Genomic DNA, 19,879 nt, shown 5'->3' with positions numbered 1-19,879 from the left:
CCTAATCCGCAGCTTTGAGGCTTATTGATTTTTGTTTACGCCCATTTTGCGGACAAATACTGTACAATGAGATGAATCGGTGATGCAAGTACCAATCACAAAATTAAATGTGAAACAGTGCAATTTTTTACTGAATAACTCAATTTATCGAATAACCCACTCAAAACGCTCATTATGAATTATTGGTTAATGAAGTCTGAGCCTGATGCATTCAGTATCGATGACTTAAAACAACGCAAACACCAAACTGAACACTGGGATGGTGTACGAAACTATCAAGTAAGAAACTTACTTAGAGACCAGATAAAAAAAGGGGATCTTGCACTCTTCTATCATTCGAGTTGCAAAGTACCCGCGGCCGTCGGCATTGTTACAATCAGCAGTGACGGCTACCCGGATCACACGGCGCTGGATCCAGAATCTAAGTACTTTGACCCCAAGTCTACGCCAGAACAGCCGCGCTGGTACATGGTAGATGTAACCTACTTAGAGAGCTTCGCAAACCCGGTAACCTTGCAAGCTATGAAACAACGACCCGAGCTGCTCAACTCTGATTTTGCACTGCTTAAACGAGGGTCAAGACTATCAATAATGCCGGTTAGTAAACATCAATGGGATACCATTTTGAGCATGGCTACGGCTAAACAAGTGTAAGAAATGCAGTATAATACTGCCCACTTAACCTAACAGGATCATTCCATGTCACAAGATGAATTGAAAAAACAAGCAGCAGAAGAAGCTTTGAAGTACATCGTAGAAGATGAAGTTGTCGGTGTTGGAACGGGATCAACGGTTAACTTTTTCATTGACGCACTGGCTGCCAAAAAGCATTTGATCGCTGGCGCCGTCTCAAGTTCGGAAGCCTCAACTGAGCGTTTAAAATCCCATGGCATTCCGGTTTTTGAACTCAATGCGATTGATCGACTGCCAGTGTATATTGACGGTGCCGACGAGAGTAATCACCTTCTTGAACTTATTAAAGGTGGTGGTGCTGCACTAACTCGGGAAAAAATCGTCGCAGCCGTCGCAGAAAAGTTTGTCTGTATTGCCGACGACAGTAAGTTAGTTAAAAAGCTGGGTAAGTTCCCTCTTCCTGTTGAGGTTATCCCAATGGCACGTAGCCATGTCGCTCGTGAGCTGGTCAAGCTTGGTGGCGATCCGGTGTATCGCGAAGGCGTCACGACTGACAATGGCAACATTATTCTAGATGTGCACAACTTAGATATTTTACAGCCAATCGCACTTGAACAAAAAATCAATCAAATCGTTGGCGTGGTAACCAATGGGTTGTTCGCCGCTCGTGGTGCAGATGTTCTTCTATTAGCAAGTAAAGAGGGTGTTAAAACCCTTAACGCTTAGGCATTTCCAGCTCCTCTAACATTGAGGAGCTGGCAAGCTATTGCTCTCTGACCAAACCCGTTAGTACAAAATACGGGTTCGAATGGTTCCTTCAATGGTTTTCAATTCTTCGAATGCTTTCACACTAGAAGAACGATCAATATCCGTCACCACATAGCCAACTTTTTCATTAGTTTGTAAAAACTGTGCAGCAATGTTGGCATTATTCGATGAAAAAATATCATTAATTTTGGCCAAAATACCGGGGATGTTGCGGTGGATATGACAAATGCGATGCTTACCCTCGTGAGAAGGCAACGCGACTTCTGGGATATTAACGGCTGATAATGTTGACCCATTATCACTGTATTTTACTAGTTTTTCCGCCACTTCAATTCCGATGTTAGCTTGTGCTTCCATCGTGCTTCCACCGACATGCGGCGTTAATATGACATTGTCATAAGCTCGTAGTGGCGATACAAACTCATCTTGATTCGATTTTGGCTCCACTGGAAACACATCAATGGCGGCACCCGATACGCGACCGCTAGCGAGCGCTTTATCTAACGCATCAATATCAACAACGGTACCGCGCGACGCATTGATCAAAATAGCGCCCTCTTTCAAGTGCTCGAACGCTTGCTGGTCCATCATGTTCTTAGTTATCGGCGTTTCCGGTACATGGAAAGTTACAACATCTGAAGTGGCCAAAAGCTGTTCGTAACTGTCGGCCGCCTGAGCATTTCCAAGCGCTAACTTACTCTCAATATCGAAGTACTGAACAGACATCCCTAAGTTTTCTGCCAAAATGCCGATTTGAGTACCTATGTGACCATAGCCGACGATACCGAGTGTTTTGCCGCGCGTTTCATAAGAATTGGTGGCCGACTTTAACCACTCTCCACGATGAGCTGCTGCGTTTTTCTGCGGTACACCGCGTAACAGTAAAATCATTTCGCCTAGCACCAGCTCAGCAACACTACGGGTATTGGCAAACGGGGCATTAAACACTGGAATTCCCCGCAAAGAGGTCGCCGTCAAGTCAACCTGATTCGTGCCGATGCAAAAGCAACCAATAGCTGCCAGACGTGGACTGGCTTCCAATAACTCTTCAGTCACTTGGGTGCGGGAGCGGATACCCAAAAAGTGAGCGTCGGCGAGAACTTCTTCAAGCTCACTTTTCGGCAACGACTTAGTCGCTGTTACAATATTTTGATACCCTGCCGCGCTGAACACCTTCTCGGCGCTTGCATGGATACCTTCCAATAAAACAATTTTAATCTTGTCTTTTTCAAACGATGTGGCTTGCACGAGTTACAGTTCCCTATTTAAGGCATTGATGGTGGTTTAGAGCTAGCTTAAGAAAAAAGTCATCCATTTACCATAACTTAATACCAACCGATGGTTATTTCGATATAGAAAACTATTCGATCAGTGCAAATCAACGGATTTACTGATAGAATCGCGCCAATTTTGACCAAAGAATTGACTATGAGCCGTTCCGACATCGCTAAAACTGTTAAGTCCCTACTTGTGGATACCTTATCATTGAGCATCTCGCCTGATGATCTTAACGACGACACACCATTACTGGGTAACTTTCCAGAATTTGACTCAATGGCGATTGTGTCCGTAATCACCTCTCTCGAAGAAACCTTTGAGTTCACAGCCGAAGATGACGACCTAACGGCAGAAGTGTTCGAGACCATCGGCAGTCTGGTCGACTTTGTCATCGAGCAAACCGTAACCAGGTCACAAGATTAAAAATCTCTATATATCGCACCCGTAAAAAGGACAATTTCGCACTTCAAAACTGGTTGATTTTCGGTCAACTGAGTTGCACTTTAGCGGCCTATGGAGTAGCATTGCAAAAATCGCTTTAGTAGATATCATCGAACGTAAATGGAGTTACATCGGGTCGGTATCCTTGTCTTACCCAAGCCTTCTCTGGCTCAAAACTCCCTTTAGCTGTTGTAATGAAATGGTATTGTTTACACACCATCAGTTTAACTGGTGGAATTCGCACTGATAGGGAAGCCCATGAGACATTGTATTTTAATCCTCGCCATCATACTGTTGGCGGGTTGTGGTACCAAAGCAACTAAACTGCCACAGCTCGAACAGCCAGAAAGCATTCAAAAGCAAATGCTGGTCGAACAATATTATATTGGTGTCGATGACATCGTTGCCGTAAACGTTTGGAAAAATCCCGATCTGTCGATACGTGTTCCTGTACGTCCCGACGGCAAAATTTCTGTTCCCCTCGTCGGTGAGGTCATGGCCGGTGGACGAACGCCAGAATCCGTCTCAGCTGAAATTACCCGTCGTCTCTCACGATTTATCAAGGACCCACAGGTCGCCGTGATTCTTGAAGAACTGAACAGTCACGAATTCTTGTCTAGAATAAGGGTAACAGGGGCCGTTCGAAATCCATTATCAATCAACTATCGCCAAGGTATGACTGTGTTAGACGCGGTACTTGAGGCTGGTGGCCTCAACGAATTCGCTTCCGCTGCGAGTGCCAAACTGTTTCGCCGTCAGGGCGATAAAGTACAAGCGTTCGAAATTGCGTTAGATGACATTCTTAACGATGGCGAAATGGAAACCAACTACTCTTTACAGCCTGGCGACATTGTCTCCATACCAGAGCGTGTTTTTTAATTTACCTAACAGCAGTCACTAGGAATTAGCTATGAGCCCGGAAATTAGCTCGATTATTCACGTTATCAAGAAGGAAGCTTGGAATAAACGCCGCTTCGTTTTGGGATTGTATATCGTTTTTTCAATGATTTTTCTCGCCATTGCATGGAACTGGCCTAAAATTTACACTTCGTCGTCTACCGTGTTTGTTGATCAACAAAATATTCTCCGACCTTTGATGGCTGGCACCGCAGAAACGACACAAGTTCAGAGCCGTGCAACAATGGCAAATAAAATCATTTTTAGCCAGAAAGCTATCAAGCGTGTCATGGAGTCTGACATTTGGAAGGACCAAATGCCAACCGATCTCCGCCAGATAGAGCAGCTTGGCGACGAAATTCGCAACTCGACTCAGATCAACAATGTAGGAAATAATTTAATCGAGATTTCCTATAAAAACGTCGATCCAATTAAAGCCTATGAAACCACCAAGCTGATGACTGAGATTTTTATAGAAGAAAGTCTTGCAGCTAAGCAAAATGAAAGCCAAGCCGCGTACAATTTCATTAACAATCAAGTACAGGCTTATCATGAGAAGCTCAAAGAGTCTGAAGATGCACTCAAGAACTTTCGTTCAAAAAATATTGATGCCTCTGAGAATGCTAAGCAAAATGCCAGTGAGCGATTGATAGAATTAAAACGAGAGTTAGAGAGTGTCGACCTAGATATATCAACTCAGCAGTCACTTCTAAAAAATTACCAACGTCAACTAGCCGGTGAGTCATCGTTTGAAGATCGAGCCAGCATCGACCGTGAAAATACTCTAAATCAACGAATTGCTGAGCTAGAAACTCGCCTTGCGGACCTGAAACTCAACTATCACGAAACCTACCCTGACATCGTCCAGTTAAAAGGTCAGATAGAAGATTTAAAAGGACAGGTTGCTCAGGTAATTGCTGAGCGAGAGAAGCAAAAAGGCAAAACCGTGAATAAAGCACCGACCGGAGAAACGGCCCAGCTTATTCGTACTCAAATGTTTACTGCAGAAAACTCCCTTTCTTCATTGCAGGCCCGTCGCAATCAAGTGCTCATGCTAATGGATAGAGAAAGAGAAACTCTGGATAAAATTAATGACGTTGAAGCTGAAATTTCTGAACTGACTCGAGACTACGAAGTTAACCAAGAAATGTATCAAAACTTATTGAGTCAGCGAGAAACTGCTCGCATTTCTATGAATATTGATTTAGAGAACCAAGGGCTAACACTTAAAATCCAGGAACCTGCAGCCATTCCAGTGACACCCAAAGGACTGCGCTTTTCACACTTGATTTTAGCAGGTCTTTTCTTAAGCTTTGTGATCCCCATTGGTATTGTTTATGGCTTCACACTGATTGATGGTAAGTTGCGCTCTGACACAGTAATCACGCATGTGATTAATTTACCAATCTTAGCCAGTCTTCATGATGTGGCGACTCCTTATGACCGACGTAAAAACACGATTAACTACATGATTGCAATCTCTGCTATTTTTGTTGTTTGGTCGATTTACGGCATCGCAATTTACTTCAGACTTCAAGGGTAAGGTGATCAATATGAGCACAGTTGAAAAAGCATTTTTAAAGTCCCTTGAAGAGGATGATAAAAATAAATCGGAAAAAACTTCCGTTGAAAGCAACGGAGAAATAATCGCCGAGAGTGATCACTCAGTGACCGAGTCGTCACGATCAAACGTAATGACTCAACCTGCCGCATCTCGAAAGAGCATCGCGAACATGGAAAAGCGTGCGACCTATTCGATCAATGAGTTAGAAGAGAAACGCTTAATTCATCTCGATATGAAGGATAAACGCCTTCTAAATCACTACCGTAATTTAAGAACGAAATTGTTAGCGAAAGGAAATAGTGAAAACTTTGTCACCATGGTAACCTCGGTAGTGCCTGATAGTAGTTCAGCGCTAGTGAGTGCCAATTTGGCGGCAACCTTTTCTTTAGACGAGTCAAAAACTTCAATGTTAGTTGAAGCTGATATCGTTGAAAGACCATTAAATAAGTTGTTCGAAATGGAAGGTCAAAATGGTCTAATTGATTATTTAGAAAGTGAGAATGACGGTGTAAATTCTTGCATGCACAAAACTGGCGTTAAACGATTAGGTTTTGTGCCCAGTGGTAAAGTAAGAGAGTGCTCAGCGGAATACTTCACCTCAGAAAGAATGGAAACTTTTATAAAGGAACTAGTCGAGCGCTATCCAGATCGATTCCCAATCATTAATGCTCCGAGCATTCTTAGCTCAGCCGATACACGAATATTATTAGACTTATGCGACCAAGTTATTCTAGTTGTTCCCTACGGCGGGTGCAGTGAAGAAGAGCTTATCCAAGCATCAGTGACCATTGGCGAAGAAAAATTATCAGGTTTAGTGCTGAATAACTTTTAAAATGAATATACGTACTACTGCGGCTGTATCCGCGATTTTCTCTATTTTTTATTCAGCCAGTATTTATGCTGTCGATTACGAGTACTCGATCGATACTTCGGCATCAACCAGCAATAATATTTCACAGCTGGTTGATGGCGCTGAGGGCAATCTATACCAGGCGACTCTATTATTTAATATTGAAAACCAAGATTATCGAGATTTTACTTTTGAGTTTAACTCAGAAATTGCACGGTTGGATTACACCACCACGAATTTGCGCAGTGAGAATCAATACAATCTTAATTTATTTACTGAGTATGCGCCTTCGGCTAGTAACTTTTCTATTATCGCGCTGGGTGATGTAACACAGGTACCCGCAAATCGCTTTCAAATTCAAGAAGCAAATAATCTTCGCGAAGGTCAGACCTATGCGTTATTGCCACAATATTTCTTAAAGTTCACCAATACTCTTCAAGTCAATTTTAACTATCAACATGCCTTGTATGAAGTACAGTCGGACGCCAATACAAATACGTTGCAAGACAGTTCTCGTGATGAGCAACAAGGGACCTTTTCCTTAATCAATCAAATAAACCCAACCAATAGTTTGCAGTTAGTCTATCAAAAGAAAGACACTGACTTTAAAGACGATTCAAATCCTTTAAACGCAGACTTTGAGCAATACGACGTTCTTGCACGATGGGTCAATACAGGTCGAACTAATTCATTAAATCTAGAGCTCGGCCAGTCACGGATTAAAGATATTTTTGGCCGAAATTCTACTGATGATAACGGACGCCTATCATTCACTCGCAATATAAACGATCGACAATCAATGAGTGTTCAACTCAATAAAGGCGTCGCGAGTCTTTTCAGTATCAACCAAGCAACTGGGCGAATTGTAATTAACCAACAAAATGATTCCATCGCATTAGCTCAGATATCGAAAGGTGGTGGTGCTCAGTACAATTACAGTGATGATATTTTCACGATGAACTTAAGTTACTTCGAAAACAAACTGACGGGTGTGTTTGAAGAAAGGGAAGAACTACGTCGAAATCGCAGTTTATTTGTAAGCTATAACTTATCAAACCTATTTCAATCTGATGCAGAGAATACACTATCAATATTTTCGTCCATCAGCGAAAATGACTTTGATATTAACATAACCAATGTTACTCAAAATCTTGTTCGTCAAACCGTCTTCACCTATAGCTATCGCGCATCTAGAAATTTTCGTTTCTATTTAAGTTTTACTGATCGCAGAGCACAACAAGACTTCTCAGATATAAGCCCTATTTTAATTACCAGTGAATCATTAAGCTTGGGATTTATTTATCAAGAGAATGGGCGTTTTTAACTTCCGCTTCTATCACTGCCATCATCTCGTCAATGTCTTGTTCAGAAACATCTTGATGTAACGGTAAAGTAATAAGACGTTGTGCAAGTAGCGAAGCGTTGGGATATGGAGCATCACCGAGGTCAATGGGAATATCATCAAACTCTGTGAGAATCTTCTTATACATAGCCGTCGCACCTAACCCTATAAGATCCATCTTTTCAAGACACGCATTTCTAATGCTTTGATTTGGTAATAGAACTGGAATGCGCAAATACTCATATAAAGAATGTCCACTGCCTAATATTGAAAGGTTGAGTTGTTCTAACCTTTTATTATACAAATCATAAAGTTCTACTCTTCGCTGCTCAAAATCTTTCACCCTTGCCGATAAATATTCATTAATTGTAGGATTTATATGTTCACACTTTTCTAGTGGCTTATAGACAGTTTCACCGAAGGTCATGCCGGGCAAACGGGTGAGCAAGCCATAACCCAATGGCGACATCAGCATATTAAAAACTCTATGCTTAATTCGGTAGCTAAATTCCGATAACTTTGAGGAAGAACTAAGAAAGGCGTCTGCCATCTTTAATAATTCTTCTTGTCTTGATAAAACAGCGCCACCATTGAATAATCCAAGCGGCTTACCTCGCCCAAAAGATAAGGTTACCAGGTCACCTTTCCAGTAGTTTTCTTTGTCAGACCGAGGAAATCCTTGAGCACTGTCTTCGATAATGAGCGTTTTCTTGTTATTCAAAAGACTTCTTATTTGATCAATTCGCTCTGGGATTCCTAAAAAATTTATCGCAATGATAGCAACGGTATTGGCATGACATTTTAATGACAATTCGTCCAAACTCATATGACAGGTATCCGGTGCAAAATCGATCAGAACTGGAGTTACACCGGCCGTAATACATGCGCTAATCACATCAGGACAGGTGTAGGCAGGCATCAAAACTTCTGGATTATCGACATCGCTCCTCATTTGCCGTGCAATTCTTAAAGCAATACATAAAGCCGCCGTTCCAGATTGAGTGCCTAAATAATGAAAGGGAGCAAATAAACTCACATCAAAGCTGGATTTCTTTAACGAAAAACGTTCTCCAACTGGGCGGGTTCTTGATAACAATTTTTTATTCCTTTAATCAAAGCCGTAATTTTTGCTGAACGAATTAGCCGCACAAAAAATTATAAGGTACAATAGCCGAATAATGTGCCTGTTTATAATGGATTATATCAGAATATGCAAAACATCATGACGGTTGACGTCGAAGACTATTTTCAAGTTGCAGCCTTAGCGGAGTCCATCAAGGTTTCTGAATGGGAAGGCATTCCCACTCGCGTCGTCAATAATACCCAACGGCTTCTCGACCTATTCGATCAACATAATATTAAGGTGACCCACTTCATCTTAGGCTGGGTCGCTGACAAGCACCCAGAATTAGTCGCAGAAATTCATCAACGTGGGCATGAGGTTGCCAGTCACGGGTACAGCCACCAACTTATCTATAATCAATCACCAGAGGTGTTTCGTAACGAGACAATCCGCTCTAAGTCGCTGTTAGAAGATATTACCGGATCTCAGGTGCTTGGATACCGTGCGGCCAGTTATTCAATTACTCGAAAGTCATTGTGGGCATTGGATATCTTAGGTGAATGTGGTTTTACCTACGACTCTAGCATTTTTCCAATCGTCCATGATCGTTACGGGATCCCAAATTCACCGAAAGATCCCTACTACATAAAAACGGCAGAAGGACACCAACTGCTCGAACTACCATTGTCGACAGAGTCTTGGTTCGGACAAACAATCCCAATCGCAGGCGGTGGCTACTTCCGTCTCTATCCTTATTGGTTATCTAAGTTTCTATATCGACGAAGAGAGAAAAAACAGCAGCCTTTTATCTTTTATCTTCATCCTTGGGAAGTGGATGCAGAACAACCCAAGGTAGACGTCAGTTGGTTTTCACGTTTTCGACACTACAACAATCTCGATAAATGTGAATCTCGCTTATCAAACTTAATCAGCGAGTTTAAGTTCGATACGATGCAATCCTATATCGATACTCTCGACCTCGAAAAACTAGCAAAGAATCCGCAAGAGTTTTCCGCATGACGTTAAGTGTTTTATTACTCGATGATCAACTCACCACTGGTTGGGACGAATTTGTTCAAGCGAATCAAGGTACTGGATATCTCTTAAGTCAGTGGAAAGACGTCATAGAAGGCGCTTTTGGCCATCGCTCGTATTACCTTGCGTGCCTAAATGAAGACCAAAAAATTGTTGGCGTGTTACCTTTGGTGCAACAAAAAAGCTTAATCTTTGGGAATTTTTTAACCAGCATTCCTTTTTTAAACTATGGTGGTTTACTAACGACGAGCAATGAAAGTGCGGATGCGCTACTCGAATACGCAGAAAATCTCCGAAAGCAGTTAGGTTGCTCACATGTAGAATTGCGAATGGAATCTGCCATTGATGGTCAGGTTAACCATATAAATCATGACAATTGCCGAACCGACAAGGTAACAATGCTACTCGAATTACCAGAGGAATCTGATGCGCTTTGGCAAGCGATAGGGTCGAAGCGACGAGCACAAGTGAAACGACCCATTCGTGAGGGTGCTGAATTTAAAGTTGGCTCACTTGAATTACTTGACGACTTTTATAAAGTTTTTGCGCGAAATATGCGCGATCTAGGAACGCCAGTTTATAGTCGTCGCTTTTTTAAAGAAGTACTTCAAAGACTTAGAGATAATGCCTATCTGGCCATCGTCTACATAAAAGAAGAACCTGTCGGCTGTGGTTTTCTGGTTAGGAATAATGATCGAATAGAAATTCCTTGGGCCTCTACCAATCGTGATTTTAATCGATTCGGAGTTAACATGTTTTTGTATTGGAAAATACTCGAACACGCCATTGACCAGAAAGCTAAGATTTTTGACTTTGGTCGCTCCTCTAAAGACGCAGGAACTCTTAAATTTAAAAAGCAATGGGGAGCAACGCAACATCAACTGTATTGGTATTACCTTCTACCTAAGAATGAAAAGTTGCCTCAAATCAACCATCAAAATAGCCGTTTTCAGCTAATGATCAATACCTGGAAAAAGCTGCCGGTAGCGATCGCAAATTTAATTGGCCCATTGGTTGTTAAAAATATTCCTTAGGGCCAACAAGCAACCTTTGCTAATAATTTGGTTGGGTCATTTGAAATATCTTCATGCACTCCAATGCGTAACAGTTGGTGTAGATTTAAGTTATCTAAGTGATTAATGCCAACTTGCGTAGTCACCGCTGATTGATAGGTTTCTTTAGCCAGAGAAACCGCATTAGAAGTGAAGTCTCCGTTGGGGTAACAAAAGGCTTTCACCGCTTGTGAGAGCTCTTGTTCAAGTCTACTTTTACTGTCTTGGATTTCCGCTGTCATCACAGCAGAGTCTAACTCTGAGCGCATTCTAAAGTGACGACAAGTATGAGATCCAATGGTAATAAGTGGCGATTCCGCCATCTCTTTGAGTTGCGCCCAACTCATCAACGATGGTTCTTTTTCTTCAGCAATAGATAAGCGCTCTTCAGCGTCATCTAACCACCCCAAAATGCTCGCATCATCAAAGCTTTTCAAATTATAAATGGTAGAGGCGAGTGCTTCGTTATTTAGCGCACCCTGCTGTTTTACTTGATTTAACCAAGGAAATTCGGCTGCCTCAATACCAGGATGTTGCAACAGCCTGGCTAATCGGTTCGGCCAAAATAGATCCTTAGTTCCAATCAAATCGGAGACGGCATATAACGTAGCGGGAATTTTCAACTTGTTGAGAATCGGAAATGCATATTGATAATTATCTAGCCAACCATCATCGAAGGTAATCGCGCAGGCATTTTCAGGAAGTTCTGCGCCATTTGTCGCTTTTTCGCACCAAGATGTTAGGTCAACGAGTTCAAACTCATTTCCTAGCACTTCACAGTGCATCGCTAGCGTATCTGGTTGCACCAGCATTCCAGGTTCTTCATCTCGAAATCGAGGATCATCCTCAGGAAGGATGCGATGGTACATCATGATCCATAGCCGAGGTTGCCCAACTTTCTTGCGGTGTTGGCCGAAACGGCTCGATAAAACCTGAATGGGTCTTTTAACTAATTGTTTTAAAGGCATTTTTCTTTAAACTCTGTCCTTGTTTTATTTTATATAAGCGCCGAGTGATGCTGGATCCAGTGCGACGATTATTGTACAATTATCGCAAACGAGAAACTAGTTCTCGATACCTTTACGTAACAGCACTGGCGGCTTGAAAACGCTAGCTGAAAACATCCGAATTGGCACATTTATAACAGGGATTGTGTATGCCAAAAGTCGTTCTATTCGTAACCGATGTCTCTGGCTCCGGAGGCGCTGAAACGGTTTTTGTTAACCTAATTAAGAACATCGACCGCCGCACGTTTACTCCGGTGGTGATGTTGCCAGATGAAGGGTGGCTCAGCAAACAACTGAACAAAATAGGCATTGATCCAATCATTGTCCCCATGGGTGGTTCTTTTAATCTTTCATTGGTAAAACGCATCGTTTCAGTTATCAAACAATATAATGTCACTGTCATAAATGCCCATTTGTTCGGCTCAAGCATTTATTGCGCTATCGCAGCTGCAATAACAAAGACACCTTTAGTTTCAACTTTTCATGGCATCATTGATGTTGCATCAGATGAAAGACTTTTAAAAGTTAAGTCTTTTTTAATTCGTAAATTTGCCTCTAAGGTTATTTTCGTTTCTCAATATTTAAAACAGCGCTTGAATCAACGTTTGCACATCCCTGAAGATAAATGTGCGATTATTTATAACGGGTTAAACCTCTCGGAATTCGAGCCTTGTCAATCCACTGATTTTCTAAAAGAATACGATATTGATAGCAGTAAAAAGATCATTGCGATGGTCGGCAATGCCAATCATTCAAAGGGCTATGATATTGTCATGAAGGTTGCTGAAATACTTGGAAGTGACTATCAATTTCTGATTGCTGGCGAACATGATAGTCAGCAATTAAAGGATTATCAATCAATGAGCTCTTCTGTTCGAATAGGCGATCAAGTTAAGTTTATTGGATTTGTTAATAACGTTACGCAATTTTTATCGAGCGCTGATATTTATTTGCTGTCTTCTCGAGATGAAGGGTTTTCTTTATCGACCATAGAGGCCATGGCATGTAAAGTGCCCGTGGTTTCCACTAAGTGCGGTGGCCCGGAGGAAATTATCGTTCAAGGAGAAAATGGTATTTTAGTTGAAAATGAAAACCCTTCTGCGATTGCAGAGGCTATTCAAGCAATTACTAAATCAAATAACGACGCAATGATAGACAATGCATGGCACTGTGTTAATGAACAATTTTCAATTAAAAAATCTGCCAGCGAATACTACTCATTGTTTAATCAATTGAGTGCCAGTAGCTAAGGGAATAAGGAATTTTTTGTGCAGAACAAACTGCGATTTTGGCTTTTTAGAAAAATAAAACATTTGAAGTTTCGACTTTTATCTAAGCCGACAACCGATATCTTATTAATAATGGGGTGTCAACGTTCAGGTACAAGTATGCTTATGCGAACCTTTGATTGGCATGGCCAAACCAAAGTTTATCGTGAATTAAGCGAAGTGTTTGATGACATGCGACTGATTGATGATAAGAAGGTGTTCGATCATTTTAATAAAACTGGTGCACCTATGGTTGTCGCTAAGCCATTGCTCGACAGTCAGAAGTTTCAACACTATCTCGATTTAGATCAGCGTATCAAAGTACTTTGGCCATACCGTCATTATAAAAGCGTAGCAAAGTCTAATCTTCGGAAATTCGGTAGCAACAACGGTAAGCGTGATCTAAGTTTTATTACTGAGAACCACCCTACCGACTGGCGAAATGAATTTGTGTCAGAAAGCGATCGAGTATTAGTTAAGCGATTGCTAGACTCTGGAATATCTGATCTCGATGCTGCGGCTTTGTTCTGGTACCTGCGGAATAAGTTAATCACCGAATGCCGTGACTTAGATCTTACGCGAATCAAGTGCATTAAGTATGAAACGATCACTCAACAACCATCTAAAGCATTTAGCTCAATATTTAGATTTCTAAATCAAGACATTGAATCACTAAAATTAGAGGAGATTCATACTAATCCTAAAAGCTCGAAGAAAGCTATAGAGTTGAATGAAGAAATAGAGCAACTTTGTCAAGGCGTCTATGAACAGATCGAGCAATTGGCAGCACAATCATTCCCAGAATTAGAGAATTAAGTAAATGAGCGAATCGGCCCTAATTAAAAGAAAATCAAAACTCTCGGATACCCAAGCCGAAAGCTTTTTCTTTTTAAAGATTGGGGCCATGTGGAAATACTTTCGATCAGAGCACCCATCATTTTGGTGTATTTGCGCGTATTTATTTTTTGAATATACGCGTCCGCAGGCGATTTTTCCGGTCATTGATTTTATGCCATGGGCGCAAATATTACTTATTCTTTCGTTAGGGTTTGCATTTTTGGACAAAAGCGTAAAGTGGGTTAGTTCGCCTATTAATAAATTAATGATTGTATTTGGCGTCTTAATCTATTTATCTAGTTTACATGCTTATGATTCTAGTGTCTCTCAACAATACTTCATAAATTTCTACGGATGGTTGGTAATTTATTTCTTAATCATCAATATTATTAATACCAAAGAACGACTGTATATATTTACCCTTATTTTTATCTTTAGCGCAGCAAAAATTGCAGTAGGCACAACGCTGGTATGGGCAAGTCGAGGCTTTGTTTTCGCAACTTGGGGTTTGGAAGGTCCGGAGGGTTATTTTAAGAATTCCGGTGAGTTAACGATACTGATGCTCACTTTATTTCCCGTTGTTTTTTTCTTATTGACGAGAATCAAAATTAAGATCAATTGGATAGAAAAAGGTCTACTCGCTTTATTTACTGCCTGTTCAGTATTAACGATATTAGGCGCCAGTAGCCGAGGGTCTCAACTCGCATTAGCTTGTCTTTTACTATTTATGTTTAGAAAGCATGTTTTTCGAATTAAGCCGATCATAGCACTTGGCTTAATTTGTTTACTTGCTTATAAGTTTCTTCCACAAGAGCAAGTCGCACGATTTCAAGAAATGGGTGAAGACGAGACCTCTGTTCAAAGGCTTTTGTATTGGAAAAATGGGATAAAAATGATCCAAGATCATCCATTTACCGGCGTTGGATTTTATAACTTTCCAAGCTATTACAATAGCCACTACTCTTATGACCTAGTTGGACGGACAAGAGCACAACTTCCACATAATATTTTAATTCAAGTGGGAACCGACATGGGATATCCAGGACTGATTGTTTTCTTGTCGTTTTTTTGGTGTGCATTGCGAAAGAATCCTAAATTGGATATGCCCAATAATTCTGAACAGCTCGCATTACAAATCAATAATGGTGTTCTCTATGGCGCCATTGGTTTCTTTATAGCTGGTCAGTTTGTTACGGTCGCTTATTATCCTTTCTTGTGGATAGCACTCGCATTTAACGTCGCAATTAAGAATATTATGATTCAGAATCAAGAAAAGACGAGAACGAAAGCCATATCGTTATCGGAAGTGAAGTCATAATGTCGACACAATCTTCTGCTTTAAAATCTACCGTCATATATGGTATCGGACGCCTCGTGGGCGGCTTCGCGTCCTTTATTACGCTTCCAATTTACACGAAAAATTTATCGCCTGCGGACTATGGTGTGGTCGAATTGCTTGTTCTATTAATTGAACTTGCCGCATTACTCATAGGAGCTAAAATCACGGCCGGAATGTTTCGGTTTTATTCTGAAGCTCAAAGTGAGCAAGAGAAGAAATCAATTTTCTCGTCAACACTTTACTTTATCAGTATTTTATTTTGTGTCGCCATAGCGGTAATTTGGCTATTAGCCGATCCAATAGAAAGCCATTTAGGTATACAAGAGCAGGGATGGCTAGTTCGCATATTCTCGTTTACTTTGCTTATTTCTGGCTGCAATGAACTTTTCTTTGCCATGCTTCGAATCAAGAACCGCCCTATCACCTTTGTAGGCTTGAATATCGGTAAGTTGGCGTTACAAGTAATCTTTTGTTTGTTGTTTATCTGGCACCTTAAGCTCGGTTATTGGGGCGTCGTGTATGCGTCGATATTGAGTAATCTCGCATTAAGTTGTTACTTCGCTTTCGTATCAAGTAACTTTTTGAGTCGGACTTTAGACCTGAAATTTATCAAGGCTCTATACCAATTTAGCTGGCCGATCATAATCTCTTCATTTGGTATGTACTTGATCACATTTGGTGACCGATATTTTATAAACACTTATTTAAATACAGAAGCTGTCGGTATTTACGCCTTAGCTTACAAGTTTGGTTTATTGTTATTTTCATTAATTTGGTCGCCATTTGCTATGTATTGGGAGCCTCAACAATACAGTTATGCGAAACAAGAAAGCGCGAATGAATTGTTTGGCTCGGTATTTTGCTCGGTAAGCATTGTGGTGCTTTTAGCAGCAGGAGGACTCATCAATGTGTCACCACTGCTCATTCAGGTGATCGCTGATCCTGCTTATCAGTCAGCCATAGCCTATGTACCATTTATTGTCTTAGCGTATGTATTTCATGCCTGGTCTGATTTTATGCGCTTTGGATTACTAAAATCAGGAAAAACCATTCATATTACCTATGCTACCTACCTTTCAGTAGCTGCCATTTTAGTCTTGTTTATGTTGTTAATACCGTCGTATGGTTTACTCGGCGCATCCATCGCCACCCTGAGTTGTTTTGTCATAAGATTTAGCTATATTGCAATCATGGGTAATAAATACTTTTCCATTAAGGTACCTGTATTTAAGTTAGTATTCTTAATTTTATACAGTGCCTCTATTTGCCTCATGACACAACAACTTCACTTAACTGGTTGGGTTGGTATTTTCGCAATCATGGGCATTTATTTTATCGCTTTATTATTGCTTCTGGTGTTTCCTTGGATGAACCAAGAGCGTGATTACCTAAAACCGATAATAATTAATAACAAGCTGTATAAACGATTCACCAAACAATCGTCGTTATCTTAATAAGGATATTTAGAAAATAGTCATGAAGAAACCAAACTTATTTATAATAGGCGCAATGAAGTCAGGAACAACATCTTTGCATCACTATTTAAGTCATCACAACGAGTTATTTATGAGTGAGCCAAAAGAACCCGGCTTATTCAAAACTAATGATTATTCTGAAGCTGAATTTAAACAGTATATGTCACTGTTCGATGGAGCCAATGACTCACATAAATATCGTGGGGAAGGTTCGACCGATTATGCTAAGATTCCTCAGTATCAAGGCGTCGCCCAACGACTTAAAGAGTTTTCTCCAGACGCAAAAATAATTTATGTGATGAGGCAACCCTTTAAACGAACCGTAAGTCACTACTGGCATACTCGTCGACCGCAGGTCACTGACGGACAAACCAAAAACATGGACCAAGCGATTGAATCTTTTGAGGGTTACTTAAAATTCTCCGACTATCCGATGCAGATTCAATCTTTTCGAGAATCTTTTGGTGACGACAATATCTATTACGTACTTTTTGAAGAGCTCACAAAGTCTCCTGAGAAAGTTTTACCTGGTATTTTTGAATTTTTAAATGTTAGTCAAGACTTTGATTATGCCGTGGTGAATGATCAACTCAATGCGCGACCTGAAAAGATCATGTCGGCAACCGGAAAAGGACTAATGCATAAGTTATCTTACTCAAAAGCGTGGGATATTCTTGCCAAATTCGTACCCAAAAGCCTTAAGACGTGGTTAAGAGGCAAAGCAATACAAGAAGTCAAGGCCGACTCACAAGATAAGTATAAAGAAATCGTTCGTGTAAAATATGAGCCTTATTTTTCTGATATTATTGAGCGAACGGGTCAATTAATAAATCGTGATTTGAAGAACTTATGGAAACTGTAGAAACTAATAAATCATCAATTAAAAAAGTTCTTTTTATTGATACTGGGTTGTCTTTTGGCGGGTCTCTCGTAGTCGCGGCAAGAATTGCAAATGAAATCAATGCTTTTGGGTATCAGTCGGTGGTTGTGACTCCGGTTGAGAAGTCACTGATTCAACATCACTTTAATGATGATGTTGTCATTGTTAATGAAAAAAAGCCCATAACTTATAAAGACAAAATGGAGCTGGCAGATAAGCTTGCTAAGATAAAATTTTCGCCCTTAAGAAAACTAATATCATTAACTTATAACTTAATAGAAGTTATCAAGAATAGAAAGTACACGGCGAAAATACGCAAAACCATTATCGAACATAACATTGATATCGTACATAACAACAATTGCTACGACAGCATTAAAGTATGCAAGAAGATGGGCGTCAAAGTAATTTGGCACTTTCATGGGTATTTAAACGACTCCAGTAGAACGACCCGAAAGTGGCTTTCTCAATGCGACCATTTTATCGCGATATCACAATGCGTTTACGACAGTGCAGCGGAAAGTGACTTTATTCCGAAGGAAAAATTAACCAAGCTTTTTAACCCAATACAAAGTCAAATCACTCAATATACAAAGGCAGAGTTAAATAACCAAAAAGCAAAGTTAGGAATCAGTGACGATAAATTTGTTATTGGTGTTTTTGGACGACTAGTGGGCTGGAAAGGACAACTTGAGTTTCTGGATGCTTACCAAGACTTTTGCGCTCAATTTCCAAAATCAATTGCGATGTTCGTCGGTGATGACTCAGAATACGGTGGCTATAAACAGCAACTGGTAGAAAAAATTGATGCGCTCAAATTAAACGATAATATCGTTTTCGCAGGGTATGTTACCGAAACAGATCTACATTATCAGCTTTGTGATTTAGTGGTCCATTGCTCAATTAAACCAGAACCTTTTGGTCTTGTGATCACTGAAGCGATGCAAAATCAAAGACCCATTATTGCTTCAACTCACGGTGCCGGTAAAGAGCTGGTCGAGCACGGAAAAAATGGCTTCATTGCCGATCCTTTAAACCCTAAGGAGTTATCAAAATATATGCTTGATGCAGCCAACAACCAAGCGTTACGGGAAGCATTCATTGTTAGCGCAAATCACTTTGTTAGTTCTCTCAATGCAAGGGATTACGCAAAAGCAATTAGTGCCATTTATAATAACGTTTTGTAACAGAGTCTCGCATAGATAGATCACTTAACTATAACAAAATGAATAAAGTCACAATCGCACAAAAAGATTCTTTATTTTTGGGGTATCGCACTTTTTTATTTTTTACAGAGTCTATAATAGACTAAAGTTTAATCAGCCCATAAAGGTTCACAATATGAGATATTTAATTGCAATGGTTGCATTTTGCTTACCTATCGCTTCAATGGCCGAGCCATTATTTAACGATGGGTTTGAGTCAGGGAGCTTAAATAACTCGAGTAATGGCGTGTCTTACGTCAGCAGTAAAAACATCAGTGTTACTCAAGAGAAAGCGAAAGATGGTAGTTACGCGATGAAATTTAGCTACCCTGCGGCCCCTCTTGGTACCGATTCATTCTCTGAGCAACGTGTTAAGTACCCGCAAACTAATGAACTATGGATCAAGTACGATCTCTATATACCAGATAACTACTATCATCGTATGGACGGTGCCAGTAACAATAAGTTCTTAGCTGTGTTTAAGACCGATTATCGATCACCCGGCTTCCAGGTAAATTGGTCACTTCAACCCAACGGAAGTGGCGGTTCAAGTTTATCAATACACCGCTACCATAACGGTCAGTTGCAGCGCGCCTTCGAGCCAAGTGGCGGCGCCAACCTTATTACGCCAAGCGATCGAGGAACTTGGATGACCATTATGGCACAAATTAAAGTGCCTTCTAGCGAAAGTGCCAACGATGGTGTAATGAAGATGTGGAAAAATGGCGTGTTGGTGTGTAACGAAACTGCATTAAACATGTACGGTGGTAATGGAGAGAACTATACCGATGAGCTTTATATTTTAGGCTGGGCTAACTCTGGCTATACCGAAGCGACTTACTTCTACGTTGACAACTTGCTCATCAATAATGAGCCCTTTGTAAAACCCAAGAACCCTACCGATACCGGTGTTACTGAATAATCTAATCTTAAAAAAGGGCTCTC

Annotated in this window: 19 protein-coding genes; 16 read left to right on the top strand and 3 right to left on the bottom strand. The window is 40.7% G+C overall.

Features of this window, described 5'->3' with window-relative positions; all coding sequences use genetic code 11:
- Window positions 1–174: 174 nt before the first annotated feature.
- Window positions 175–654 (top strand): EVE domain-containing protein, encoded by a 480-nt coding sequence (locus tag Q9312_RS13385; protein ID WP_309201365.1) that lies wholly within the window; start codon window positions 175–177, stop codon window positions 652–654.
- Window positions 655–699: 45 nt separating this feature from the next.
- Entirely contained in the window at window positions 700–1,359 is a 660-nt protein-coding gene (rpiA, locus tag Q9312_RS13380) for a ribose-5-phosphate isomerase RpiA (protein WP_309201364.1), read from the top strand.
- A gap of 60 nt (window positions 1,360–1,419) precedes the next feature.
- Here rpiA and serA read toward each other — a convergent pair whose 3' ends face one another.
- A complete protein-coding gene (serA, locus tag Q9312_RS13375) occupies window positions 1,420–2,649 on the bottom strand; it encodes a phosphoglycerate dehydrogenase (RefSeq protein WP_309201363.1) in 1,230 nt (409 codons plus the stop codon).
- Window positions 2,650–2,829: 180 nt separating this feature from the next.
- Between serA and Q9312_RS13370 the strand changes: the two genes are divergently transcribed.
- The 5 genes from Q9312_RS13370 (at window position 2,830) to Q9312_RS13350 (ending at window position 7,755) form a co-directional block, all read left to right on the top strand.
- Window positions 2,830–3,102 (top strand): acyl carrier protein, encoded by a 273-nt coding sequence (locus Q9312_RS13370; protein WP_309201362.1) that lies wholly within the window; start codon window positions 2,830–2,832, stop codon window positions 3,100–3,102.
- A 276-nt stretch (window positions 3,103–3,378) separates the two neighbouring features.
- Entirely contained in the window at window positions 3,379–3,999 is a 621-nt protein-coding gene (locus Q9312_RS13365; protein WP_309201361.1) for an XrtA/PEP-CTERM system exopolysaccharide export protein, read from the top strand.
- Window positions 4,000–4,030: 31 nt separating this feature from the next.
- Window positions 4,031–5,560 (top strand): XrtA system polysaccharide chain length determinant, encoded by a 1,530-nt coding sequence (locus tag Q9312_RS13360; RefSeq protein WP_309201360.1) that lies wholly within the window; start codon window positions 4,031–4,033, stop codon window positions 5,558–5,560.
- 10 nt (window positions 5,561–5,570) lie between these two features.
- Complete coding sequence (locus tag Q9312_RS13355; protein WP_309201359.1) at window positions 5,571–6,413, top strand: P-loop NTPase family protein; 843 nt, start codon at window positions 5,571–5,573, stop codon at window positions 6,411–6,413.
- Between the two features lies 1 nt (window position 6,414).
- Window positions 6,415–7,755 (top strand): hypothetical protein, encoded by a 1,341-nt coding sequence (locus tag Q9312_RS13350; protein WP_309201358.1) that lies wholly within the window; start codon window positions 6,415–6,417, stop codon window positions 7,753–7,755.
- Here the strand turns inward: Q9312_RS13350 and Q9312_RS13345 are convergent.
- Entirely contained in the window at window positions 7,727–8,869 is a 1,143-nt protein-coding gene (locus tag Q9312_RS13345) for a DegT/DnrJ/EryC1/StrS family aminotransferase (protein WP_309201357.1), read from the bottom strand. The two genes, Q9312_RS13350 and Q9312_RS13345, sit on opposite strands and share 29 nt — an antisense overlap.
- A 114-nt stretch (window positions 8,870–8,983) precedes the next feature.
- Here Q9312_RS13345 and Q9312_RS13340 point away from each other — a divergent pair, with 114 nt between their 5' ends.
- Both Q9312_RS13340 and Q9312_RS13335 read left to right on the top strand, forming a co-directional pair.
- Window positions 8,984–9,856 carry an XrtA system polysaccharide deacetylase gene (locus Q9312_RS13340; RefSeq protein WP_309201356.1) on the top strand — a complete coding sequence of 291 codons (873 nt, stop codon included), beginning with the start codon at window positions 8,984–8,986 and terminating at the stop codon, window positions 9,854–9,856.
- Window positions 9,853–10,905, top strand: a complete 1,053-nt coding sequence (locus Q9312_RS13335) for a FemAB family XrtA/PEP-CTERM system-associated protein (protein WP_309201355.1) — start codon at window positions 9,853–9,855, stop codon at window positions 10,903–10,905. The genes Q9312_RS13340 and Q9312_RS13335 overlap by 4 nt, the downstream gene beginning before the upstream one ends.
- Here Q9312_RS13335 and Q9312_RS13330 read toward each other — a convergent pair.
- Window positions 10,902–11,891, bottom strand: coding sequence for a polysaccharide deacetylase family protein (locus tag Q9312_RS13330; RefSeq protein ID WP_309201354.1), 990 nt, complete (start codon window positions 11,889–11,891; stop codon window positions 10,902–10,904). The genes Q9312_RS13335 and Q9312_RS13330 overlap by 4 nt on opposite strands.
- Before the next feature lie 188 nt (window positions 11,892–12,079).
- On the opposite strand from Q9312_RS13330, the gene Q9312_RS13325 reads away from it, so the two are divergent.
- From Q9312_RS13325 to Q9312_RS13295, 7 genes are all read left to right on the top strand, one after another.
- Window positions 12,080–13,180 (top strand): glycosyltransferase family 4 protein, encoded by a 1,101-nt coding sequence (locus tag Q9312_RS13325; RefSeq protein ID WP_309201353.1) that lies wholly within the window; start codon window positions 12,080–12,082, stop codon window positions 13,178–13,180.
- An 18-nt stretch (window positions 13,181–13,198) separates the two neighbouring features.
- Window positions 13,199–14,014, top strand: coding sequence for a sulfotransferase family protein (locus tag Q9312_RS13320; protein ID WP_309201352.1), 816 nt, complete (start codon window positions 13,199–13,201; stop codon window positions 14,012–14,014).
- 4 nt (window positions 14,015–14,018) lie between these two features.
- The gene (locus Q9312_RS13315; RefSeq protein WP_309201351.1) at window positions 14,019–15,353 is read left to right on the top strand and encodes an O-antigen ligase family protein; all 1,335 of its coding nucleotides are present in this window, start codon (window positions 14,019–14,021) and stop codon (window positions 15,351–15,353) included.
- Window positions 15,353–16,828 carry a lipopolysaccharide biosynthesis protein gene (locus Q9312_RS13310; RefSeq protein ID WP_309201350.1) on the top strand — a complete coding sequence of 492 codons (1,476 nt, stop codon included), beginning with the start codon at window positions 15,353–15,355 and terminating at the stop codon, window positions 16,826–16,828. The genes Q9312_RS13315 and Q9312_RS13310 overlap by 1 nt, the downstream gene beginning before the upstream one ends.
- A 22-nt stretch (window positions 16,829–16,850) precedes the next feature.
- Window positions 16,851–17,711 carry a sulfotransferase family protein gene (locus Q9312_RS13305; protein ID WP_309201349.1) on the top strand — a complete coding sequence of 287 codons (861 nt, stop codon included), beginning with the start codon at window positions 16,851–16,853 and terminating at the stop codon, window positions 17,709–17,711.
- Window positions 17,699–18,916, top strand: coding sequence for a glycosyltransferase family 4 protein (locus tag Q9312_RS13300; protein WP_309201348.1), 1,218 nt, complete (start codon window positions 17,699–17,701; stop codon window positions 18,914–18,916). The genes Q9312_RS13305 and Q9312_RS13300 overlap by 13 nt, the downstream gene beginning before the upstream one ends.
- A gap of 154 nt (window positions 18,917–19,070) precedes the next feature.
- Complete coding sequence (locus tag Q9312_RS13295; RefSeq protein ID WP_309201347.1) at window positions 19,071–19,856, top strand: heparin lyase I family protein; 786 nt, start codon at window positions 19,071–19,073, stop codon at window positions 19,854–19,856.
- The last annotated feature ends 23 nt before the right edge of the window (window positions 19,857–19,879 follow it).

The organism is Pleionea litopenaei (assembly GCF_031198435.1).
Classification (GTDB): Bacteria; Pseudomonadota; Gammaproteobacteria; order Enterobacterales; family Kangiellaceae; genus Pleionea; species Pleionea litopenaei.
Note: the sequence above shows the minus strand (reverse complement) of the source record. Positions and strands in the feature narration are given on the sequence as shown.

Coding starts and splice junctions, on each gene's coding strand:
- Q9312_RS13365 (WP_309201361.1), top strand. CDS start 3,379: ATGAGACATTGTATTTTAATCCTCGCCATCATACTGTTGGCGGGTTGT.
- Q9312_RS13355 (WP_309201359.1), top strand. CDS start 5,571: ATGAGCACAGTTGAAAAAGCATTTTTAAAGTCCCTTGAAGAGGATGAT.
- Q9312_RS13370 (WP_309201362.1), top strand. CDS start 2,830: ATGAGCCGTTCCGACATCGCTAAAACTGTTAAGTCCCTACTTGTGGAT.
- Q9312_RS13325 (WP_309201353.1), top strand. CDS start 12,080: ATGCCAAAAGTCGTTCTATTCGTAACCGATGTCTCTGGCTCCGGAGGC.
- Q9312_RS13360 (WP_309201360.1), top strand. CDS start 4,031: ATGAGCCCGGAAATTAGCTCGATTATTCACGTTATCAAGAAGGAAGCT.
- Q9312_RS13340 (WP_309201356.1), top strand. CDS start 8,984: ATGCAAAACATCATGACGGTTGACGTCGAAGACTATTTTCAAGTTGCA.
- Q9312_RS13350 (WP_309201358.1), top strand. CDS start 6,415: ATGAATATACGTACTACTGCGGCTGTATCCGCGATTTTCTCTATTTTT.
- Q9312_RS13335 (WP_309201355.1), top strand. CDS start 9,853: ATGACGTTAAGTGTTTTATTACTCGATGATCAACTCACCACTGGTTGG.
- Q9312_RS13315 (WP_309201351.1), top strand. CDS start 14,019: ATGAGCGAATCGGCCCTAATTAAAAGAAAATCAAAACTCTCGGATACC.
- Q9312_RS13300 (WP_309201348.1), top strand. CDS start 17,699: ATGGAAACTGTAGAAACTAATAAATCATCAATTAAAAAAGTTCTTTTT.
- Q9312_RS13330 (WP_309201354.1), bottom strand. CDS start 11,891: ATGCCTTTAAAACAATTAGTTAAAAGACCCATTCAGGTTTTATCGAGC.
- Q9312_RS13385 (WP_309201365.1), top strand. CDS start 175: ATGAATTATTGGTTAATGAAGTCTGAGCCTGATGCATTCAGTATCGAT.
- Q9312_RS13310 (WP_309201350.1), top strand. CDS start 15,353: ATGTCGACACAATCTTCTGCTTTAAAATCTACCGTCATATATGGTATC.
- Q9312_RS13295 (WP_309201347.1), top strand. CDS start 19,071: ATGAGATATTTAATTGCAATGGTTGCATTTTGCTTACCTATCGCTTCA.
- Q9312_RS13305 (WP_309201349.1), top strand. CDS start 16,851: ATGAAGAAACCAAACTTATTTATAATAGGCGCAATGAAGTCAGGAACA.
- rpiA (WP_309201364.1), top strand. CDS start 700: ATGTCACAAGATGAATTGAAAAAACAAGCAGCAGAAGAAGCTTTGAAG.